Here is a 19526-nt window from a genome sequence, read left to right on the forward strand (position 1 = left end):
ATGTCTTTCAATATCGGCCTTAGCGGTCTCTATGCAGCCAACAAACAACTGGACGTGACCGGCAACAACATCGCCAACGTCGCGACTGCCGGTTTCAAATCTTCCCGTGCAGAGTTTGAAGACGTCTATTCGGCGACCAAACTGGGCAGCGGTAGCAAGGTCATCGGTAACGGTGTGCGTCTGGCCAACGTTTCGCAGCAGTTCACCCAGGGTGACATCAACAACACCGGTAACGTGTTGGACATGGGCATCAACGGCTCGGGTTTCTTCACCATGAGCAATAACGGCTCCATCTCCTATACCCGTGCCGGTACGTTCAAAGTCGACAATGCCGGTTTCATCACCAACACCGATTACACTTCGCGTCTGCAAGGTTACGGTGTGGATGCCAACGGCAAGATCATCAACGGTGTGTTGACCGATCTGAAAATCGACACCTCGAACCTGGCGCCGAAGTCAACTTCGGCCGTTGGGTCGAGCATCAACTTGAACTCTTCGTCCCCCGTGATCGTTGATACTGGCGCCAACGCCGTCATATTCGATCCGTCCAAGGTCGAGACTTACACCAAGTCGTTCAGCACCCCGATCTATGATACGCAAGGCAACAAGCACGACATGGATCAGTATGTGGTGAAGACGGGCGAAAATACCTGGAAGGTGTACACGTTGGTCGACGGTCGTAACCCGGATGCAACGGGTAGCGATCCAAAAACCACTCCGCCAGTGGCATCGACCCTGACCTTTGACTCTGCAGGCAAGTTGACTCAGGTCAGCACACCAAACCCGGCAGATCCGGCCAATCCGATCATCAGCAGCGACCTGAAGATGACAGGCTGGGTGCCGGGTAATGTGATCAACGGTAACTTTGTTCCTAACGGCGCAGCAGCAAACCCGGCGGGTGTGACCATTTCGATGGCCAAGACCACCCAGTACAACGCGGACAACTCGCGTACGATCCCGACTCAGGATGGTTACGCCACTGGCCAAATCACCAATCTGACCATCGACGGCACCGGTACGCTGTTTGCCAACTTCAGTAACAACCAAAGCAAAGCCATCGGCCAGGTTGCATTGGCCAGTTTCACTAACGAGCAGGGTTTGCAGGCTATCGGTGGTACTAGCTGGAAAGAAACCTTTGCTTCCGGTATCCCGGGTTACGACGCTCCGGAAACCGGTACTCTGGGTTCCATCCAGTCCAACTCGCTGGAAGAGTCGAACGTTAACCTGACCAATGAGCTGGTTGATCTGATCAAGGGTCAATCGAACTATCAGGCGAACGCGAAAACGATTTCGACTCAGAGCACGATCATGCAGACCATTATTCAGATGGCTTGATTCTGGGTTTTTGGCTGTAAAGGGAGCCCCTCTTTTTGAGGGGCTTTTTTGTGGGTGGCGTTTTTGGTATCGGGGGGGATATCCGTTGCTGCGGTGATCATTGCTTGAGGTTGCGCCCTGACGTTCGGCCCTCTCCCGAGGGAGAGGGAGCGGACTTGTGGTCTATTCAGAGCTTGAACTCGACTCGGTACTCACCTCGGTATATCTCTCCCAATCACCGCGGTCAGTCCCCTCTCCCTCCGGGAGAGGGTTAGGGTGAGGGGCTTTTGATCTTTTGCCCCTTCGGCAAGCCGAGCGAAGGCGATGCCCCAACCCCCAAAAAACAAAACCCCCGACAAACCAGAAGTCTGTCGGGGGTTTTCATTCAGGCGCCTTTCGACACCTGAACATGCTCAGCTTATTGGCAAGCTTCGCAATCCGGCTCGTCAATCGCGCAAGCCTTTGGCACTGGAGCAGGACCGGCAGGAGCAGCCAGGACCGAATCATCACCGTGGTTGCCGCCGCTGGAAACAGCGTTCAGCTTGCCAGTGTTGATGGTCGACTTCTCGGTGCTGGTCGCGGCCAGGGCACGGAGGTAGTAGGTGGTTTTCAGACCACGGTACCAAGCCATGCGGTAGGTCACGTCCAGCTTCTTGCCCGATGCGCCGGCGATGTACAGGTTCAGCGACTGGGCCTGGTCGATCCACTTCTGACGACGGCTGGCCGCGTCAACGATCCACTTGGTGTCCACTTCGAACGCGGTTGCGTAGAGCTCTTTGAGTTCTTGCGGGATGCGCTCGATCTGCTGAACCGAACCGTCGTAGTACTTCAGGTCGTTGATCATGACCGAGTCCCACAGACCGCGCGCCTTGAGGTCGCGAACCAGGTACGGGTTGATCACGGTGAATTCGCCCGACAGGTTCGATTTCACATAAAGGTTCTGGTAGGTCGGTTCGATCGACTGCGATACGCCGGTGATGTTGGCGATGGTTGCGGTCGGTGCGATGGCCATGATGTTGGAGTTACGAATGCCTTTCTGTACACGGGCGCGAACCGGTGCCCAGTCCAGGGATTCGTTCAGGTCAACGTCGATGTACTTCTGGCCACGTTGTTCGATCAGGATCTGTTGCGAATCCAGCGGCAGGATGCCTTTGGACCACAGCGAACCCTGGAACGTCTCGTAAGCGCCGCGCTCGTCAGCCAGGTCGCAAGAGGCCTGGATGGCGTAGTAGCTGACCGCTTCCATCGACTTGTCGGCAAACTCGACGGCAGCGTCGGAGCCGTAGGCGATGTGCTGCAGGTACAAAGCGTCCTGGAAGCCCATGATGCCCAGACCTACCGGACGGTGGCGGAAGTTGGAGTTCTTCGCCTGCGGTACCGAGTAGTAGTTGATGTCGATCACGTTATCGAGCATGCGCACGGCGGTGTTCACGGTGCGTTGCAGTTTAACGGTGTCCAGCTTGCCGTCGACGATGTGGTTCGGCAGGTTGATCGAGCCCAGGTTGCAGACCGCGATCTCGTCCTTATTGGTGTTCAAGGTGATCTCGGTGCACAGGTTCGAGCTGTGAACCACGCCGACGTGCTGCTGCGGGCTACGCAGGTTGCACGGGTCTTTGAAGGTCAGCCATGGGTGGCCGGTTTCGAAGAGCATGGACAGCATTTTGCGCCACAGGTCTTTGGCCTGGATGGTCTTGAACAGCTTGATCTTGCCCGGGTACTGGGACAGCGCTTCGTAGTATTCGTAACGCTCTTCGAACGCCTTGCCGGTCAGGTCGTGCAGATCCGGTACTTCGGATGGCGAGAACAGGGTCCACGGGCCGTCATCGAAGACGCGCTTCATGAACAGGTCAGGGATCCAGTTGGCAGTGTTCATGTCGTGGGTACGACGACGATCATCACCGGTGTTCTTGCGCAGCTCGATGAACTCCTCGATGTCCATGTGCCAGGTTTCCAGGTAAGCACACACAGCGCCTTTGCGCTTGCCACCCTGGTTAACGGCTACAGCGGTGTCGTTCACGACTTTGAGGAACGGAACCACGCCTTGCGACTTGCCGTTGGTGCCTTTGATGTACGAACCCAGCGCACGGACCGGAGTCCAGTCGTTGCCCAGGCCGCCAGCAAATTTCGACAACATGGCGTTGTCGTGAATCGCGTGGTAAATGCCCGACAGGTCATCCGGCACGGTGGTCAGGTAGCAGCTCGACAGCTGAGGACGCAGGGTACCGGCGTTGAACAGGGTCGGAGTCGAAGCCATGTAGTCGAACGAGGACAGCAGGTTGTAGAACTCGATCGCACGGTCTTCTTTGTTCTTCTCTTCGATCGCCAGGCCCATGGCCACGCGCATGAAGAAGATCTGCGGCAGTTCGAAACGCACGCCATCCTTGTGGATGAAGTAGCGGTCGTACAGGGTCTGCAGGCCCAGGTAGGTGAATTGCTGATCGCGCTCGTGGTTGATCGCCTTGCCCAGTTTTTCCAGGTCGAAGGTGGCCAGCACAGGGTTCAGCAGTTCGAACTCGATACCTTTGGCGATGTAAGCCGGCAGGGCCTTGGCGTACAGGTCGGCCATTTCGTGGTGAGTGGCGCTCTCGGCCACTTCCAGGAAGTTCAGGCCTTCGGCACGCAGGGTGTCCATCAGCAGGCGGGCGGTCACGAACGAGTAGTTCGGCTCGCGCTCGACCAGCGTACGGGCGGTCATCACCAAAGCGGTGTTGACGTCGGTCAGGGCCACGCCGTCGTACAGGTTTTTCAGGGTTTCGCGCTGGATCAGGTCGCCGTCGACTTCAGCCAGACCTTCGCAGGCTTCGGTGACGATGGTGTTCAGGCGACCCATGTCCAGCGGCGCCAGGCTGCCGTCGGCACGGGTGATGCGGATCGACGGATGCGCGTTGACGGCTTCTTCGGCCGGGGCGTGGGCAGCGCGTTCTTTCGAACGACCGTCGCGGTAGATCACGTAGTCGCGAGCGACTTTCTGCTCACCGGCACGCATCAGGGCCAGTTCGACCTGGTCCTGGATTTCTTCGATGTGGATGGTGCCGCCCGAAGGCATGCGACGCTTGAAGGTCGCGGTGACCTGTTCGGTCAGGCGGGCAACGGTGTCGTGGATTCGCGACGAAGCGGCAGCGGTGCCGCCCTCAACTGCGAGAAACGCTTTGGTGATAGCGACGGTGATCTTGTCATCGGTGTAAGGAACGACAGTGCCATTACGCTTGATCACGCGCAGTTGACCAGGCGCGGTGGCTGCCAGATCCGAATTCGAATCAGCGGCCTGCGGCAAGGTGCCCTGCGGGTTCTCGCGAGTTGTGTCGGTTTGCATGAGGGATTGTCTCCACATTCTCTATGTTTGTTTGGGCACCATCATGGTGCTCACCGTTCTGTCCCGAAGCACTACAACCGACGAGAGTCGGCATTCACAACTTCGGAGCAGTAGGAAAAAGGCTACGACGCCGCATCCTTGCCGAAGTTTTTGGTTGCGAGCACATGCTCGAACCGGATTCCTTTCGGATGACAGTAATGACTGCAACACCCATACCGTTTTATCCGTTCGGGGCTATAAAAACGGTGCCATCCGCCAGTGCGGTCTGGTCTTCGAAAAACTTGCTGCGTTCAAGCTGAAACTCGCCATAAATCGCTTGAGTTTCAGTTCTGAAATGTGGTTGGCCTTTTAAGGCAAAAACCCTACATGTAGGGTCTCTGTTTTCGCCGTGCTACAAGATAATGCGTTTTAAGGGGTGTTGCAACGTACGGACTGTGGATAAACCTGTGCGTAAATTGTGTAAGAAACCTTGAATTCCCGTGTAGGCCGCGAACCTGCTGACCTAGACCGTTTGTCACTGTTTTTCCGCCGACAAAATCGCTTCAGCGGTTTTTTAAGGGCGCGAACCCTATCACAAAATCTGGCCTTGTCCGAACGCATTTACCGACTTGTGTTCTGGCTGTACGCCGTTTATACAATCGGCCCATGCACAGGCATTCTTATCCTCCCAGGACATGACAAATGAACGGGAGGATTCAGAAAAATTTAGGACCGAGCCTGGCAGGGCATCGCCTTCCTTCTATTAATAAAAACAGCAAGCAGAGGTCACCGGTGGAGCAACAAGCCTTTCAGATATTGATAGTCGAGGATGATCAACGTCTGGCCGAACTCACTCGGGACTACTTGCAAGCCAATGGATTGCGCGTGGAGATCGAAGGCAACGGCGCACTGGCTGCGGCGCGGATCATCACCGAGCAGCCGGATCTGGTGATCCTCGATCTGATGCTCCCCGGTGAAGATGGCCTGACGATCTGCCGCAAGGTGCGCGACCGTTATGACGGGCCCATCCTGATGTTGACCGCGCGCACCGACGATGCCGACCAGATCCAGGGGCTTGATCTCGGCGCCGACGATTACGTGTGCAAACCGGTGCGTCCGCGACTGTTGCTGGCACGCATTCAGGCATTGCTGCGACGCAGTGACACACCCGAGCCGAGCGCGGAAAAAAGCCGTCGCCTGCAATTCGGTCCGCTGGTGGTCGACAACGCCTTGCGCGAGGCCTGGCTGAGCGACAACGGCATCGAGCTGACCAGCGCCGAATTCGACCTGCTTTGGCTGCTGGTGTCCAACGCCGGGCGCATCCTGTCGCGGGAGGAAATCTTCACTGCGCTGCGTGGCATCGGTTACGACGGCCAGGACCGTTCGATCGATGTGCGTATCTCGCGCATCCGCCCGAAAATCGGTGATGACCCCGATCACCCGCGCCTGATCAAGACCATCCGCAGCAAAGGCTATCTGTTTGTCCCTGAAGCCTGCGTAGACCTGACGCTGTGAACTCGATCTTTCTGCGCATCTACGGCGGCATGTGCGCAGCGCTGATTCTGGTGGCGGTGCTCGGGGTCTTGGCGCTGAACCTGCTCAATCAGGTGCGCAGCGAGCAATATCGCGAGCGTCTGGCCCACGGCACGTTCTCGCTGATGGCTGACAACCTGCAGCCGATGAACGAAACCGAGCGCCATCGTGCGCTGCTGGTGTGGGAGCGACTGCTGGGGATTCCGCTGGCCCTGAAGACATTTGCCGAAACCGATCTCGATCTGTCTCAGCGCGCGCGGGTGCAGCGCGGGCAGGCACTGGTCGAACAGACCGGGCCGCACGCGGCGAAAGTTTATCGACTGGTCAGCAACAAGGAGCAAATCGTCCTCACCGGCGAAGTGCAGCAGATCAGCGAGCAACTGGCGCGGGCGACGATTTATCTGCTGGCTGATGAGCTGGTGCGCGTGCCAGTGGCCGAGCAACCGAAACGGCTGGCGCAGATAAAGAAAGACAAGGGTTTTGGTTTTGACCTGCGGCTGGTCACGATCAATGACGCCGACATGGACGAAGACCAAAGCCGGCGCGTGTCCGAGGGCGATACGGTGATGGCGCTGGGCAAGGGCGGCGATTCGATCCGGGTCTTTGCCGGCATGGTCGGCACGCCATGGGTGCTGGAAATCGGCCCGTTGTATCAGATGAATCCGTACCCGCCGGAGTGGCTGGTGCTGATCGCCGCGCTCGGCCTGAGTTTGATCGGCCTCATCGTTTATCTATTGGTGCGTCAGTTGGAGCGGCGTTTGCGCGGTCTCGAGGCAGCGGCCACGCGCATCGCCAAGGGCAGCCTGGAAACCCGCGTGCCGGCGCGCGGTGCCGACTCGGTCGGGCGCCTGGCCTCGGCGTTCAATGGCATGGCCGAGCACTTGCAGCAGTTGCTGGCGATCCAGCGCGAACTGGTGCGCGCGGTGTCTCACGAATTGCGCACGCCGGTGGCGCGCCTGCGTTTCGGCCTGGAGATGATCGGCTCGGCGACCACCCCGCAAGCACTGGAAAAGTACCGTGAAGGCATGGATCACGACATTGAGGACCTCGATAAGCTGGTCGATGAAATGCTCACCTATGCGCGGCTGGAGCAGGGTTCGCCGGCGCTGACGTTTCAGCGCATTGACCTCGACGCGTTGGTTGATCAGGTGATCGAAGAGCTGGCGCCGTTGCGCGCCGAGGTCACGGTGCAGCGTGGGTTGTGCCTGTCGGCTGCCGACAACGATGATGCCTGGGTCGAGGCTGAGCCTCGGTATCTGCACCGCGCCCTGCAAAATCTGGTGGGTAACGCGATGCGCCACGCGCACTCGAAGGTCACAGTGAGTTATCAGGTCGGGCAATTGCGTTGTCGGATCGACATCGAAGATGACGGGCCGGGCGTGCCGGAGGTGGCGTGGGAACGGATTTTCACGCCGTTTCTACGTCTGGACGACAGTCGCACCCGGGCGTCGGGCGGGCATGGCTTGGGGTTATCGATTGTGCGGCGGATCATCCACTGGCATGACGGCCGGGCGATCATTGGCAAAAGCAAAAGCCTGGGTGGGGCTTGCTTCAGTTTGAGTTGGCCGAGGAATCAGGAGCGCCGCTGAGTCATGAGGTGGCCGAGCTGGCCCCATCGCTGGCAAGCCAGCTCCCACAGGTATGAGGTGGGATCATAAACTCAGCCACAGGTGTGAGGTGGGCCCATGAGTTCAGTCACAGGTTTGAGGTGAGTCCACAATATCTGTGTCTATCACCGACACTGTGGGAGCTGGCTTGCCAGCGATGAGGCCCCATCAGGCAACAATGATCTCAGGCCTTGATGCTGACCAGACTCAACAACTGACCATCCTGCACCCCGAACTGGGCATCCAGCTCCGTGCCGTTGCGCCACTCAGCCGACAGATCGGTCAACAAGCGCAACCGGACGGATCCCGCCTCGGTCCACTCCAGCACCTCGGCGTGCTCAAAGTAAAAGCGCTTCTGCACGATCGGGTAGAGCGCCTTGAACAAACTTTCTTTCACCGAAAACGTCAGTGTCACCCACAGGGCCGTTTGATCCGGCGATGCCGCAGCCATGCGCTGCATTTCCGGCGCGGTCAGAATTTCTCCGGCCAGACGCTCGGCGCGTTCGCGGTTGAGCAGGTTTTCCAGGTCCATGCCCAAACCGCGCCAATGCTGCTTGTTGGCGACAATCGCAGCCGCCCGCCCGGTGCTGTGGGTGATCGAGCCGCAGATGTGTGCCGGCCAGACCGGTGCGCGATCTTCGCCAATCGGCGGAACCACGCCACTGCCTTGCAGTTGCTGTAACGCTGCGCGGGCGCAGATGCGCCCCGCGAGAAACTCCGCCTGACGCTTGGCCACCGAACGCTGAATACTCGGCGGCGGCTCGATGGCGCTGCGCTGGAAGTCATTGCCAAGCAGTTGTGACGGATCGAAATGGGTGCTGAGCAGCACCGTGTCGGGCAATACCGTCGGCAACGGCCAGTGAGCATCGAGCGGGGTGCAACAGGCGGGGAGGGCTGGACTTGGATTCATGACAGGCATTTTGCCGGTTAGTCGGGACAAGGTCGAGATCAGTGGCGCGGCTTTCGCGAGCAGGCTCGCTCCCACAGAGAATTTGTGATCAACGCAGATTCAAAGTGGGAGCGAGCCTGCTCGCGAAGGCCGCGCCGCGGTCTTTCTGATCAGCCAAATATTTTTTGGAAAAACGCTTTCATGTCCGCCCAGGATTTTTCATCGGCGGCCTTGTTGTAGCCGATATCCGGGCCACCGTGCTCGCCATGACTCAAGCGATCAGCATCCGGATTGCTGAAGCCATGCTTGGCACCTTCAAGGCTGACAAATTTATAGTCAGCGCCGGCCTTGTCCATTTCTGCTTTGAAGGTGCTGACGTTGTCCGGTGTGACCATGCTGTCGAGCGCGCCATGTTCCACCAGGATTTTCGCTTTCACACTGCCAGGCGTGGCCGGGGTTTTGGTTGCCAGTGCGCCATGGAAACTCACCACGCCCGCCAATGGCACACCCTGACGCGCTGCGTTCAAAACCACCGCACCGCCAAAGCAGTAACCGATGGCCGCCAGTTTGTTCACGTCGGTCTGCGGCTGTTTCTTCAGCAAATCCAGCCCGGCTTCGAAACGCTTGCTGGCCGCCGCCGCGTCCGCGGTCGCTGCCTGCATGAACGCCATCGCATCTTTCGGGTGCTCGGTGTTCTTGCCTTCGCCGTACATATCGATCGCCAGCGCGCTGTAACCGAGTTCGGCCAGATCCCGCGCGCGGCGCTTGGCGTAATCGTTCAGGCCCCACCACTCATGCACCACGACAATCCCCGGGCGTTTGCCTTTGATGGCGTCGTCATAGGCGTAGTAGCCGATCAGCTTGGTGCCGTCGGCGCTCTGGTAGGGGATTTCCTCAGTCTTGATCGCAGCCTGGGTGAGGCTGCTGACAGCGAGCAACGTGAGGGCGAGGAACAGGCGCATGGTCGGTCTCCTTTGATAAGTGGTCAAAACAGCCTAGTCGATTTGGTTCAGGTCAGGTTCAGAGAGCGTTCAGGATCGGTACAGGGGAGGGTCAGTAATCTTGCGCCATACCCAAACAGCACTGTGAAAGAGGAAATACCATGACTCGTTTAAACAAACTGCTGCTGGCATTTACCGTAATGAGCGCCAGCATCGCGGCCCATGCCGACACCACTTCCAACTTCGCCGGCCTGACTTTCGGCCAGACGAGCGACAAGATCAAAAAGTCCCACGCACTGAACGATAACCTTGATCACCCGAACGCCACTGGCGCGATCGACGGCAACAACACCTACGGCGTACGCCTCGGTCAGCAAAACTCGCAAGGTCGCTACTACGCCACCTACGACAATGTGTCCGGTTCGCACAATGGCATTAAACTGCGTCAGGAAAACCTGCTGGGCAGCTACGATCTGTTCTACCCGGTGGGCAGCAGCACCAAACTGTTCGGCGGTGCGACGGCGGGTCTGACCAAGCTGACTCAGGAATCCCCAGGCTTTAGCCGTGACAGCGACATCGGCTATGCAGTCGGCGGCCAGTTCGGTGTGATGCAGCAAGTTTCGCAAAACACGTCGGTGGAACTCGGTTACCGTTACCTGCGCAGCAATGCCAGCACCGAGATGAGCGAACGCGGTGGCAGCAAGCAAGGCTCGCTGGACCTGACCAGCAGCGCGCAGACGTACTTGTCGACCAACTACTTTTTCTAAGGAGTTGCCGCCAGGCGAAATGTGGGAGCGAGCCTGCTGGCGAAGCGATGTGTCAGTCGACAATCTTCATTGACTGATCCAACGACTTCGCGAGCGGGCTCGCTCCCACAGGTGTGTTTTTGGAGATTTCTGATTTGCCCGGGAGAGCGTCATGAAGCTATTGGTCGTCGAAGATGAAGCGCTGTTGCGCCATCACCTGCAAACCCGCCTGACGGAGAGCGGTCACGTGGTTGAGTCCGTGGCCAATGCCGAAGAGGCGCTGTACCAGACCGGCCAGTTCAACTTTGACCTGGCGGTGATCGATCTCGGGCTGCCGGGCATGGGCGGTCTCGACCTGATTCGTCAGTTGCGTTCAGGCGGCAAGACCTTTCCGATCCTGATTCTCACCGCGCGCGGCAACTGGCAGGACAAGGTCGAAGGCCTCGCCGCCGGCGCCGATGATTACGTGGTCAAACCGTTCCAGTTCGAAGAACTCGACGCGCGCCTGAATGCCTTGCTGCGCCGTTCCAGCGGCTTCACCCAGTCGACCATCGTTGCCGGCCCGCTGTTGCTTGATCTCAATCGCAAACAGGCGAGCCTCGATGAGCAACCGCTGGCGCTGACCGCCTACGAATACCGCATCCTCGAATACCTCATGCGCCATCACCAGCAAGTGGTGCCCAAGGATCGCTTGATGGAGCAGCTCTATCCGGACGACGACGAGCGCGATCCAAATGTGATCGAAGTGCTGGTCGGCCGCTTGCGCCGCAAACTCGAAGGCCCGGCCGGGTTCAAGCCGATCGATACCGTGCGTGGCCTCGGTTACCTGTTCAATGAGCGCTGCACTTGATTCGTTCCCTTCGCGTTCGGCTGATGCTCGCCGCCACCACGTTGGCGGTGTTGTTCATGCTTGCCCTGCTGCCGGCGATGCAAGGCGCATTCAGCCTTGCCTTGCAGGATTCGATCGAGCAACGCCTGGCTTCGGACGTCACCACGCTGATCTCTGCTGCGCGCGTTGAAAACGGGCGACTGATGATGCCGTCGCAGTTGCCCGATGAGCGTTTCAACCTCACCGACTTCCGTTTGCTCGGTTATATCTACGACCGTGAAGGGCACCTGGTCTGGCGTTCCAGAGCGACTCAGGAAGAACAGATCAACTACAAGCCGCGTTACGACGGACTCGGCAATGAGTTCGCGCGGATACGCGAAGCCAATGGTCAGGAGTTCTTCGTTTACGACGTTGAAGTCAAACTGCTCGGCGGCAAAAGTGCGGCATTCAGCATCGTCGCCCTGCAACCGGTGCGCGAGTACGAAACCACCCTCGAAGGCCTGCGCGAAAATCTCTATCTGGGCTTCGGCGCAGCCTTGCTGGTGTTGCTGGCTCTGTTGTGGATCGGCCTGACCTGGGGCCTGAAAGCCCTGCGCCAACTCAGTCAGGAACTCGACGAAATCGAGACCGGCGCCCGCGAAAGTCTCACCGAACAACACCCGCGTGAACTGCTGCGTCTGACAGGCTCGCTGAACCGTTTGCTGCTGAGCGAGCGTCAGCAGCGCAGCCGTTATCGTGACTCACTGGATGATTTGGCGCACAGCCTGAAAACGCCGTTGGCGGTGTTGCAAGGCGTCAGCGAGGACATGGCTCAGCGGCCTAAAGACGTCGATCAGGCCTGGGTTCTGCAGAGCCAGATTGAGCGCATGAGTCAGCAGATCAGTTATCAGCTGCAGCGGGCGAGTTTGCGTAAAAGTGGGCTGGTGCGGCATCAGGTGCGGTTGCGTCCGGTGCTGCAAAGTCTTTGCGATACGTTGGACAAGGTGTATCGCGACAAGCGTGTGCGGGTGACGTTTGATCTGCCGGAGCATTGTTATGTGCCGATCGAGCAGGGCGCCTTGCTGGAGATGATGGGGAATTTGCTGGAGAACGCTTATCGGCTTTGTCTGGGTGAGGTGCGCATCAGTGTGCGTGAGAGCCTGACCGGAGTTGAGTTGTGTGTTGAGGATGATGGGCCGGGTGTGCCGCCGGACCAGCGGGCGCGGATTCTTGAGCGTGGTGAGCGCCTGGATCGGCAGCATCCGGGGCAGGGGATCGGGTTGGCGGTGGTGAAGGATATTATTGAGAGCTATAACGCCAAACTCGCGCTGGGCGATTCGCCGATGGGCGGGGCGGCGTTCAGGATTCACTTTCCTGCGGTTTGAGTTTTGACCGGGGTTTTGGTTTTTGGGTTGGGGTTGGGGTTGGGGTGTATATCCGTTGCTGCGGTTATGGCTGCTTAGGGTTTCGCCCTTACGGCGAGTCACCTTTTCCAGACGCCGAAAAGGTAACCCAAAAGGCTTTGCCCTGACGTTCGGCCCACTCGCTGGGGCTCGGGGTTCCTTCGCTCCGGGATCCATCCGGGGCATCGATTCCGGTTTGCTTCGCTGCACCTCCTTTCGATGTCTTCCCCGGATGAACCCCTACACTCAGCCTGCCGACGGGCCTTTTAGATCAAGATCAACAGCTGCACTCGAGCTAACGCTCATTGTGTTGAGTGGTGCAGAGACCGGGCGGTGTGCGCTTTGCATTGAGTTCAAAATTGTGGAAGCTGGCTTGCCAGCGATGGCGGGCTGCCAGCCGGCAGTTTTTTGCGTGTACTCGGTTCAACTGTAGGAGCTGCCGGAGGCTGCGATCTTTTGATCCTGATCTTTGCGGTGCTTTTCTGGATGCGAGCCCGGTTCGATATACCGCGGGTGCGTATTTCCCCCTAACACCTCTGTCAGTCCCTCAAAACTGCATCAATCAATGCTGGAGTCCGGCGCTTTGCGTGAGGCGGCTTCCAGGTCCAGCAGTCCTTGTCCGTAGGCTTCACTGTTGGCGTAGATGCCTGTCCGGTTGGCTGTGGCCAGCAGGTGTGCGCGGACTTGTTGTGGCGTGAGTTCGGGATAGCGACTTTGCAGCGCTGCCATGGCGCCACTGACCAGTGCTGCCGCGGGAGACGTGCCGGCAGTCTGCACGTATTGACCATCCTTGTTGGTGGTCAACAGACCTTGGTCAGCACCTGAGTCGCCGCCCGGTACGGCGATGCACCAGGCTGCTGCCACGCCGCAGTAGTTGGACTTGGCATTGATGGCGCTGCCATCGTTTTTCAGTGCAACCACAGCGATCCAGCCTTTTTCAAGTTCAGGCAGGGCGAGCGGCAAGCCAGGTTCGGCCAAGGGTTCTCGTTTCAACTCGTTGCCGGTCGGGAAGACGAATACCGCGCCGTCCTGAACCAATTTTCGGGCAGTTGCCAGCGACTCCGGCATGACCTGCTTGTAGCGTGCTTCATTGATCTCGGTCGCCGGGATGGCATTGGCCCACGAGTTATTGAGGATCAGTGCGCCTTTGTCGAAACCGGCCTGCCAGGATTGGGCAATCTCGCTGTCGAAGAAAAACGGCTCATTGTCGTCACCGAAACGAAACGGGATCAGCTGTGCGTTGAACGCGACGCCGTGCATGCCCTGGTCGTTCTTGTTGGCGGCGAGAATGCCCGCCATCTGGGTGCCGTGACCGATCCGGTCAAAGGTGCCGACGCGGTTTTCGACATGATCAAACCCCGGATCACGCAGCCGTCCCTGAAATTCCGGCACGTTGCTGTTCAATCCCGAGTCGATCAGTGCGACGGCCACGCCCTGACCGGTGCCGCCACGGGCATATAGAGATGAAGCATGAATAATCGCCAAGCCTTTCTGGGCTTGATATTCCGGGGTCTCGAACGGCGTCGGATCGATAGCGGGTTGTACGGGGTTTGTCAGGCATCCGGTTAACAGCAGCGGCAGCGCAAGCGCGGGGATGATTGAGATATTGGCTATTTGAAGCATGATCGTTCCTTGATAAGGCTCCGTGCACGGCAGGCTTTCTGGCCTGTGCAAATGTCGCGGAGGATGTTTTTTTTGAAGCGGGAACCTTACCGGTGAGAAGCGGTGAAACGTCATGGAAGCAAAGTGCCCCGTCTGTTTCAAAGGATGGCGAATGGAACGGTTTGAAGTATCGAAGTTTGAGGCGAGGGGGCGCAGCGCCCGGATTTACTTACCGGACCTGCCTGAATCACTTTCAACGAAGGGGTTCAACCGACATCTGCAGACATGCTTTCACTACACATCGAGACCAATCAGCGTTTTCAATGCTCTTGAGCGCGATAGGGCCCCGGCGTCAGCCCCGTCCACTTCTTGAACGCCCGATGAAACGCCGCCGGTTCGAAAAAATCCAGTTTCACGGGTCAGATTATCTTTTTATGTGAATAAAAGGTAATGCCGATGAAGGCTATTTGATTTATATCGAAGTTCGAGGTTTGGCAGAATTTTTAGTCGTTATTGTTATTAAAACCTGTCAGTTCTTACAGGTGTCAGTTGGGCGGTCCGACGTTATCGTGCCGCACCGGAACCTCGTTTGAAGAACCGGATTTCCACTGTGGTGAAACATGAGGGACTCAAAGTGAACGACAAAACAGATAATTTCGATGATTTTACGGATTTCAAGAACTTCGATTTTAACGGGTGGGAGGGGAGTGAAAGCAAGGTTCATATCGTTAACATCAAAGGATCTTTCTTTTTGGAAGCGCTGCCGTTACAAGGTACTCAGGCTTTCACCAGAGTTCATAAAAGCTTCGTAGATTTGCCTGAGGGAAAGGCCTACCAGGTTACCTTTACTTATGAATCTCCCTATCCTGGCTTTGTGAAGCTTCAATATGATACCGGCCGGATTGAAATGCCCCTTGCTGCTACGGAGGGCATCCTGAAAGAACATCACGTATTTATAAATTCCGGAGGCCTTCAGCAAGCATTGGAGCTGTACGTGTACACCGATAGCAGAATCGGTTATTCCAATGTCAAGTTGGGGGAAATCCGAGTGCGTCAGATTACTCAAAAATATATTGATAGTCTGGCAGGCTGAGGCCACGCAATACAATGTGCATTCATCGAGTCATTGAGCGATGAATGCACACCAACCGCTGGCACGGTTATGAGGTCGCTATTAATCCCATGCAAGTCGACCATGCTTCATGGGGTAACAAGCTCACAATTAACGGCGGGCAAGATCCGTGGCAACGAAACAATCTTCGGTTTCTCGCCTCAGGTAATTAATGATTGGGTTTTTTGGTCAGGCGAGCGTCTCACAACTCCTGCGCCCGATACGCCCCCGGCGTCAGCCCAGTCCACTTCTTGAACGCCCGATGAAACGCCGACGGCTCGGAAAAACCCAGCTGTTCAGCGATCTGTTGCAACGACAGATCCGCGCGGCCCAAATGGTAGATGGCGATATCCCGCCGCAGCTGATCCTTCAACTCTTGAAAACTGGTGCCTTCCTCCCGCAAATGCCGGCGCAGGGTTTGCGGACTGATGTGCAGATGCGCGGCCACGGCGTCGAGATCCGGCCAGCGTGTGCTGTCGCGGCTGAGCAAGCGGCGCAGGCGGCTGCTCAGGCTGTCGCCGTCGTCGGGGCGTGACAGCAAATCAGCGGGGGAGCGTTCGAGGAAGTGTTTGAGGGTGCGTTCATCCTGCAACAACGGCATGGGCAGGTAGCGGCTGTGGAACAGCAGGCTGCTTCGACCTGCTGAAAACACCAAGGGGCAGGGGAACAGCAGGTCGTATTCGGCGCCGTGCGCAGGTTTCGCATAGCTGAATGTCGCCTGCTCCAGGCGGATTCGCTGGCCGATCAGCCAACTGCCGAGACGATGCCAGATCACCAGCAGGCTTTCGCTGAGGAAGTGATCCGGGTCCCACAATTGCGAATCGTCGAGGCTCAGGCGCACCCATTCGTCCTCGCGACTCAGGGTCAGGCGCGGTGCGTCGGGGAACAGGCTGTAAAACAGCAGGCCGCGTTGCAGGGCCTTCTCCAGGTTGCGGCAGTGAATCGAGGCGTGGCACATCATGGCGAAGCTGCCGGGTTTGCTCGCGGCCTTGCCGAAGCCCAGGTATTCGTCGTCCAGTGCCAGCCACAGGCTCTGGATCAGGCGGGTGAACTGTTCCGGGGCGATGCGCGCACGGGGCTCGTCAAGCAGTTCGGGGCTGATCCCCAGTTGCAACAGCAGATCCGAGTAATCGAACCCCAGGCGGCGTGCGCCACCCAGTGCGGCACGGGCGAAATGACTGGCAACGGTGCGTTCGCGCATAAGCGGCAGATCCTTCCTCAGGCGTCGGATGGTAGCCGGGGGGTGGCAGGCGGACAAGGCGGATTTCCGCCAAATTGTAGGACGAGAACCGGCGAGTTGGCGGATATCCGCCACCTTCGAGTAACCGAGTTGTGACCATAAAAACCTGTAACCCCTGATATCAAAAGGCTTGTAGCCATCTGCACCAAAGTGGCACGACGTTTGCGATATGAGCGATAGAAACGTGCATTGAGCCTGTGCGCAAAGTGCCGTTCCAACAACAAATCCCTCCAGTGCAGGAGGGTTCGCAATTCAGGTGTCGCGGTCAACAGATGGATGCTGCCACGCGGGACTCTTGAGGAAACTTGCAATGACGACTCGTCAGCCAATTTACAAATCCCTGTATTTCCAGGTGATCGTTGCCATCGCTATCGGCATTCTGCTCGGTCACTTCTATCCGCAAACCGGTGTGGCCCTCAAACCGCTGGGTGACGGGTTCATTAAACTGATCAAAATGGTCATCGCCCCGATCATCTTCTGTACCGTTGTCAGCGGCATCGCTGGCATGCAGAACATGAAATCGGTGGGCAAGACCGGCGGCTACGCGCTGCTGTATTTTGAAGTCGTTTCCACCATTGCCTTGCTGATCGGCCTGATCGTCGTCAACGTCGTGCAGCCGGGCGCCGGCATGCACATCGACGTGACCACTCTGGATGCCTCGAAAATCGCCACCTATGTGACGGCCAGTAAAGACCAGAGCATCGTCGGTTTCCTGCTCAACGTGATCCCGAACACCATCGTCGGCGCGTTTGCCACAGGCGATATCCTGCAAGTGCTGATGTTCTCGGTGATCTTCGGCTACGCCCTGCATCGTCTGGGTTCGTATGGTCGTCCGCTGCTGGACATGATTGATCGCTTCGCTCACGTGATGTTCAACATCATCAACATGATCATGAAACTGGCGCCGCTCGGTGCGTTCGGTGCCATGGCTTTCACCATCGGTGCTTACGGTGTCGGCTCGCTGGTGCAACTGGGCCAGTTGATGATCTGCTTCTATATCACCTGCGTGCTGTTTGTGTTGGTGGTGTTGGGTGGGATCTGCCGCGCGCACGGTTTCAGTGTGTTGAAACTGATTCGCTACATCCGCGAAGAGCTGCTGATCGTACTGGGCACTTCGTCCTCCGAATCGGCACTGCCACGCATGCTGATCAAGATGGAGCGTCTGGGTGCGAAGAAATCGGTAGTCGGTCTGGTGATCCCGACCGGTTACTCGTTCAACCTCGACGGTACTTCGATCTACCTGACCATGGCTGCGGTGTTCATTGCTCAGGCGACCGACACCCACATGGACATCACCCACCAGATCACTCTGTTGCTGGTGCTGCTGTTGTCCTCCAAAGGTGCGGCGGGTGTGACCGGTTCGGGCTTCATCGTGCTGGCGGCTACGCTGTCGGCGGTAGGTCACCTGCCGGTGGCCGGTCTGGCGCTGATCCTGGGTATCGACCGTTTCATGTCGGAAGCTCGCGCACTGACCAACCTTGTTGGTAACGCGGTTGCGACCATCGTTGTCGCCAAGTGGGTGAAAGAGCTGGACACCGACGTGCTGCAATCCGAGCTGGCCTCGGGCGGTCGCGGTATCTCCGACCAGCGTGAAGAAGACGACCTGGGTGTGGCTGAAGGCCCAACCCCGGTCAATGTGAAGTAAGCATTGCTTGTAGGAAAAACCCGCTTCGGCGGGTTTTTTCATGCCCGCAATTTGAGCGTAACGGTCACGGCTGGTGACACTTACGGTGATTGCTGTACCGGCCATCGCTGCCTAGGCTGAAGGCATCGTCCAAGGAGTTCGCCCATGTCCGCACCGCTGGCCTCATTGAAAATTCTCGATTTCTCGACGCTGCTGCCGGGGCCGTTTGCTTCGCTGTTGCTGGCGGACATGGGCGCCGAGGTGTTGCGCATCGAATCGCCGACGCGCATGGATCTGCTGCGAGTCTTGCCGCCGCATGATCAGGGTCTGTCGGCCAGTCACGCTTATCTGAACCGCAACAAGCGCAGTCTCGCACTCGACCTGAAACAGCCCGAAGCGCTGGAGCTGGTCAAGCAGTTGCTGGCCGATTACGACATCGTCCTCGAGCAGTTTCGCCCCGGCGTGATGGAGCGTCTGGGCCTGGGGTACGAGGCCCTGAAGGCGATCAACCCGAAGCTGATTTACGTGTCGATCACCGGTTACGGCCAGACCGGCCCGTACAAGGATCGCGCCGGGCATGACATCAACTACCTGGCGCTGGCCGGCCTTGCCAGTTACACCGGCCGCGCCGACAGCGGGCCGTTGCCGTTGGGCATGCAGGTTGCGGATATCGCGGGTGGTTCGCTGCACGGGGTGATTGGTCTGCTTGCTGCGGTGATCGCCCGTCAGCAAACCGGGCTGGGCACGCATCTGGACGTGAGCATGACCGATTGTGCATTCAGCCTGAATGCCATGGCCGGTGCCGGTTTTCTCGCCTGTGGTGCAGAGCCGGGTTGGGAAGACCAGATGCTCAATGGCGGCAGTTTTTATGATTATTACCGTTCACGGGATGGCCGCTGGATGTCGGTGGGCAGTCTGGAGCCGGCATTCATGCAGCCATTGTGCGCGGCACTGGGGCGGCCGGAATTGGCGGCGCAGGGCTTGTCGCCCAAGCCCGAGCATCAGCGAGCGCTCAAGGAAGCCTTGAAGGTCGAGTTTGAAAAGCATGACTTTGCCGAGCTGTGCGAGTTGTTTGCCGGGATCGATGCGTGTGTCGAGCCGGTGTTGAATCTCGGCGAAGCAACCGAGCATCCGCAATTACAGGCGCGGGAGCTGGTGACGCAAGTGCCGCGCGGGGATGGCTCGACGCAGGCGCAAATGGCATGCCCGCTGAAGTTTTCCCAAGGGTTGCCGGCGCCACGGCATGTCGGGGCGGTGTTGGGGCAGCATACGGATGAGGTGTTGGGAGAGTTGGGGTTGAGTCCTTCGAAAATTGAAGAGCTGCGCCGGGCCAAAGTCATTCTTTAGTGCCTGTTCTGGCTTCATCGCTGGCAAGCCAGCTCCCACAGGTTTCGGAGTTGTACACAGAATCTGTGG

At 58.1% G+C, this 19526-nt stretch carries 14 protein-coding genes and 1 pseudogene; 9 read left to right on the forward strand and 6 right to left on the reverse strand.

The window, feature by feature from the left end; all coding sequences use genetic code 11:
- Positions 1–1335 (forward strand): flagellar hook protein FlgE, encoded by a 1335-nt coding sequence (gene flgE, locus IEQ42_RS17415; RefSeq protein ID WP_200612072.1) that lies wholly within the window; start codon positions 1–3, stop codon positions 1333–1335.
- Positions 1336–1732: 397 nt separating this feature from the next.
- Here flgE and IEQ42_RS17420 read toward each other — a convergent pair whose 3' ends face one another.
- On the reverse strand, positions 1733–4627 hold the full coding sequence (locus IEQ42_RS17420) for a ribonucleoside-diphosphate reductase subunit alpha (RefSeq protein WP_150604258.1): 2895 nt from the start codon (positions 4625–4627) through the stop codon (positions 1733–1735).
- Between the two features lie 771 nt (positions 4628–5398).
- Between IEQ42_RS17420 and IEQ42_RS17425 the strand changes: the two genes are divergently transcribed.
- Together IEQ42_RS17425 and IEQ42_RS17430 are read left to right on the forward strand one after the other, a co-directional pair.
- On the forward strand, positions 5399–6121 hold the full coding sequence (locus IEQ42_RS17425) for a response regulator (protein WP_150597780.1): 723 nt from the start codon (positions 5399–5401) through the stop codon (positions 6119–6121).
- Positions 6118–7728, forward strand: coding sequence for an ATP-binding protein (locus IEQ42_RS17430; RefSeq protein ID WP_210704289.1), 1611 nt, complete (start codon positions 6118–6120; stop codon positions 7726–7728). Before IEQ42_RS17425 ends, IEQ42_RS17430 begins: the two co-directional genes overlap by 4 nt.
- Positions 7729–7930: 202 nt before the next feature.
- Here the strand turns inward: IEQ42_RS17430 and IEQ42_RS17435 are convergent, their stop codons facing one another.
- A complete protein-coding gene (locus tag IEQ42_RS17435; protein ID WP_210704291.1) occupies positions 7931–8656 on the reverse strand; it encodes a 4'-phosphopantetheinyl transferase family protein in 726 nt (241 codons plus the stop codon).
- Between the two features lie 149 nt (positions 8657–8805).
- Positions 8806–9597: a dienelactone hydrolase family protein gene (locus tag IEQ42_RS17440; RefSeq protein WP_210704293.1), complete on the reverse strand. Its 792-nt coding sequence runs from the start codon at positions 9595–9597 to the stop codon at positions 8806–8808.
- Positions 9598–9737: 140 nt separating this feature from the next.
- Between IEQ42_RS17440 and IEQ42_RS17445 the strand changes: the two genes are divergently transcribed.
- The 3 genes from IEQ42_RS17445 to IEQ42_RS17455 all read left to right on the forward strand — a co-directional run bounded on the left by IEQ42_RS17445 (position 9738) and on the right by IEQ42_RS17455 (position 12515).
- Complete coding sequence (locus IEQ42_RS17445) at positions 9738–10343, forward strand: hypothetical protein (RefSeq protein ID WP_210704295.1); 606 nt, start codon at positions 9738–9740, stop codon at positions 10341–10343.
- 151 nt (positions 10344–10494) lie between these two features.
- Positions 10495–11172 (forward strand): response regulator transcription factor, encoded by a 678-nt coding sequence (locus IEQ42_RS17450; protein ID WP_042560510.1) that lies wholly within the window; start codon positions 10495–10497, stop codon positions 11170–11172.
- Positions 11169–12515 carry an ATP-binding protein gene (locus IEQ42_RS17455; RefSeq protein ID WP_210704297.1) on the forward strand — a complete coding sequence of 449 codons (1347 nt, stop codon included), beginning with the start codon at positions 11169–11171 and terminating at the stop codon, positions 12513–12515. The genes IEQ42_RS17450 and IEQ42_RS17455 overlap by 4 nt, the downstream gene beginning before the upstream one ends.
- Before the next feature lie 576 nt (positions 12516–13091).
- Here IEQ42_RS17455 and IEQ42_RS17460 read toward each other — a convergent pair.
- Together IEQ42_RS17460 and IEQ42_RS27770 are read right to left on the reverse strand one after the other, a co-directional pair.
- Positions 13092–14156 carry a S8 family peptidase gene (locus IEQ42_RS17460; protein WP_210704299.1) on the reverse strand — a complete coding sequence of 355 codons (1065 nt, stop codon included), beginning with the start codon at positions 14154–14156 and terminating at the stop codon, positions 13092–13094.
- Positions 14157–14455: 299 nt separating this feature from the next.
- Positions 14456–14548, reverse strand: a pseudogene (locus tag IEQ42_RS27770) (hypothetical protein); the annotation flags it as partial.
- A 221-nt stretch (positions 14549–14769) separates the two neighbouring features.
- Between IEQ42_RS27770 and IEQ42_RS17470 the strand changes: the two are divergent.
- On the forward strand, positions 14770–15228 hold the full coding sequence (locus IEQ42_RS17470; protein WP_210704301.1) for a hypothetical protein: 459 nt from the start codon (positions 14770–14772) through the stop codon (positions 15226–15228).
- Between the two features lie 220 nt (positions 15229–15448).
- Here IEQ42_RS17470 and IEQ42_RS17475 read toward each other — a convergent pair whose 3' ends face one another.
- A complete protein-coding gene (locus IEQ42_RS17475) occupies positions 15449–16447 on the reverse strand; it encodes an AraC family transcriptional regulator (protein ID WP_210704302.1) in 999 nt (332 codons plus the stop codon).
- A gap of 349 nt (positions 16448–16796) precedes the next feature.
- Here IEQ42_RS17475 and IEQ42_RS17480 point away from each other — a divergent pair, with 349 nt between their 5' ends.
- Both IEQ42_RS17480 and IEQ42_RS17485 read left to right on the forward strand, forming a co-directional pair.
- Complete coding sequence (locus tag IEQ42_RS17480; protein WP_115146197.1) at positions 16797–18131, forward strand: dicarboxylate/amino acid:cation symporter; 1335 nt, start codon at positions 16797–16799, stop codon at positions 18129–18131.
- A 144-nt stretch (positions 18132–18275) separates the two neighbouring features.
- Complete coding sequence (locus tag IEQ42_RS17485) at positions 18276–19457, forward strand: CaiB/BaiF CoA transferase family protein (RefSeq protein ID WP_210704303.1); 1182 nt, start codon at positions 18276–18278, stop codon at positions 19455–19457.
- Positions 19458–19526: the final 69 nt, after the last annotated feature.

It is taken from the genome of Pseudomonas iridis, from assembly GCF_017980685.1.
In the GTDB taxonomy this organism is placed as follows: Bacteria; Pseudomonadota; Gammaproteobacteria; order Pseudomonadales; family Pseudomonadaceae; genus Aquipseudomonas; species Aquipseudomonas iridis.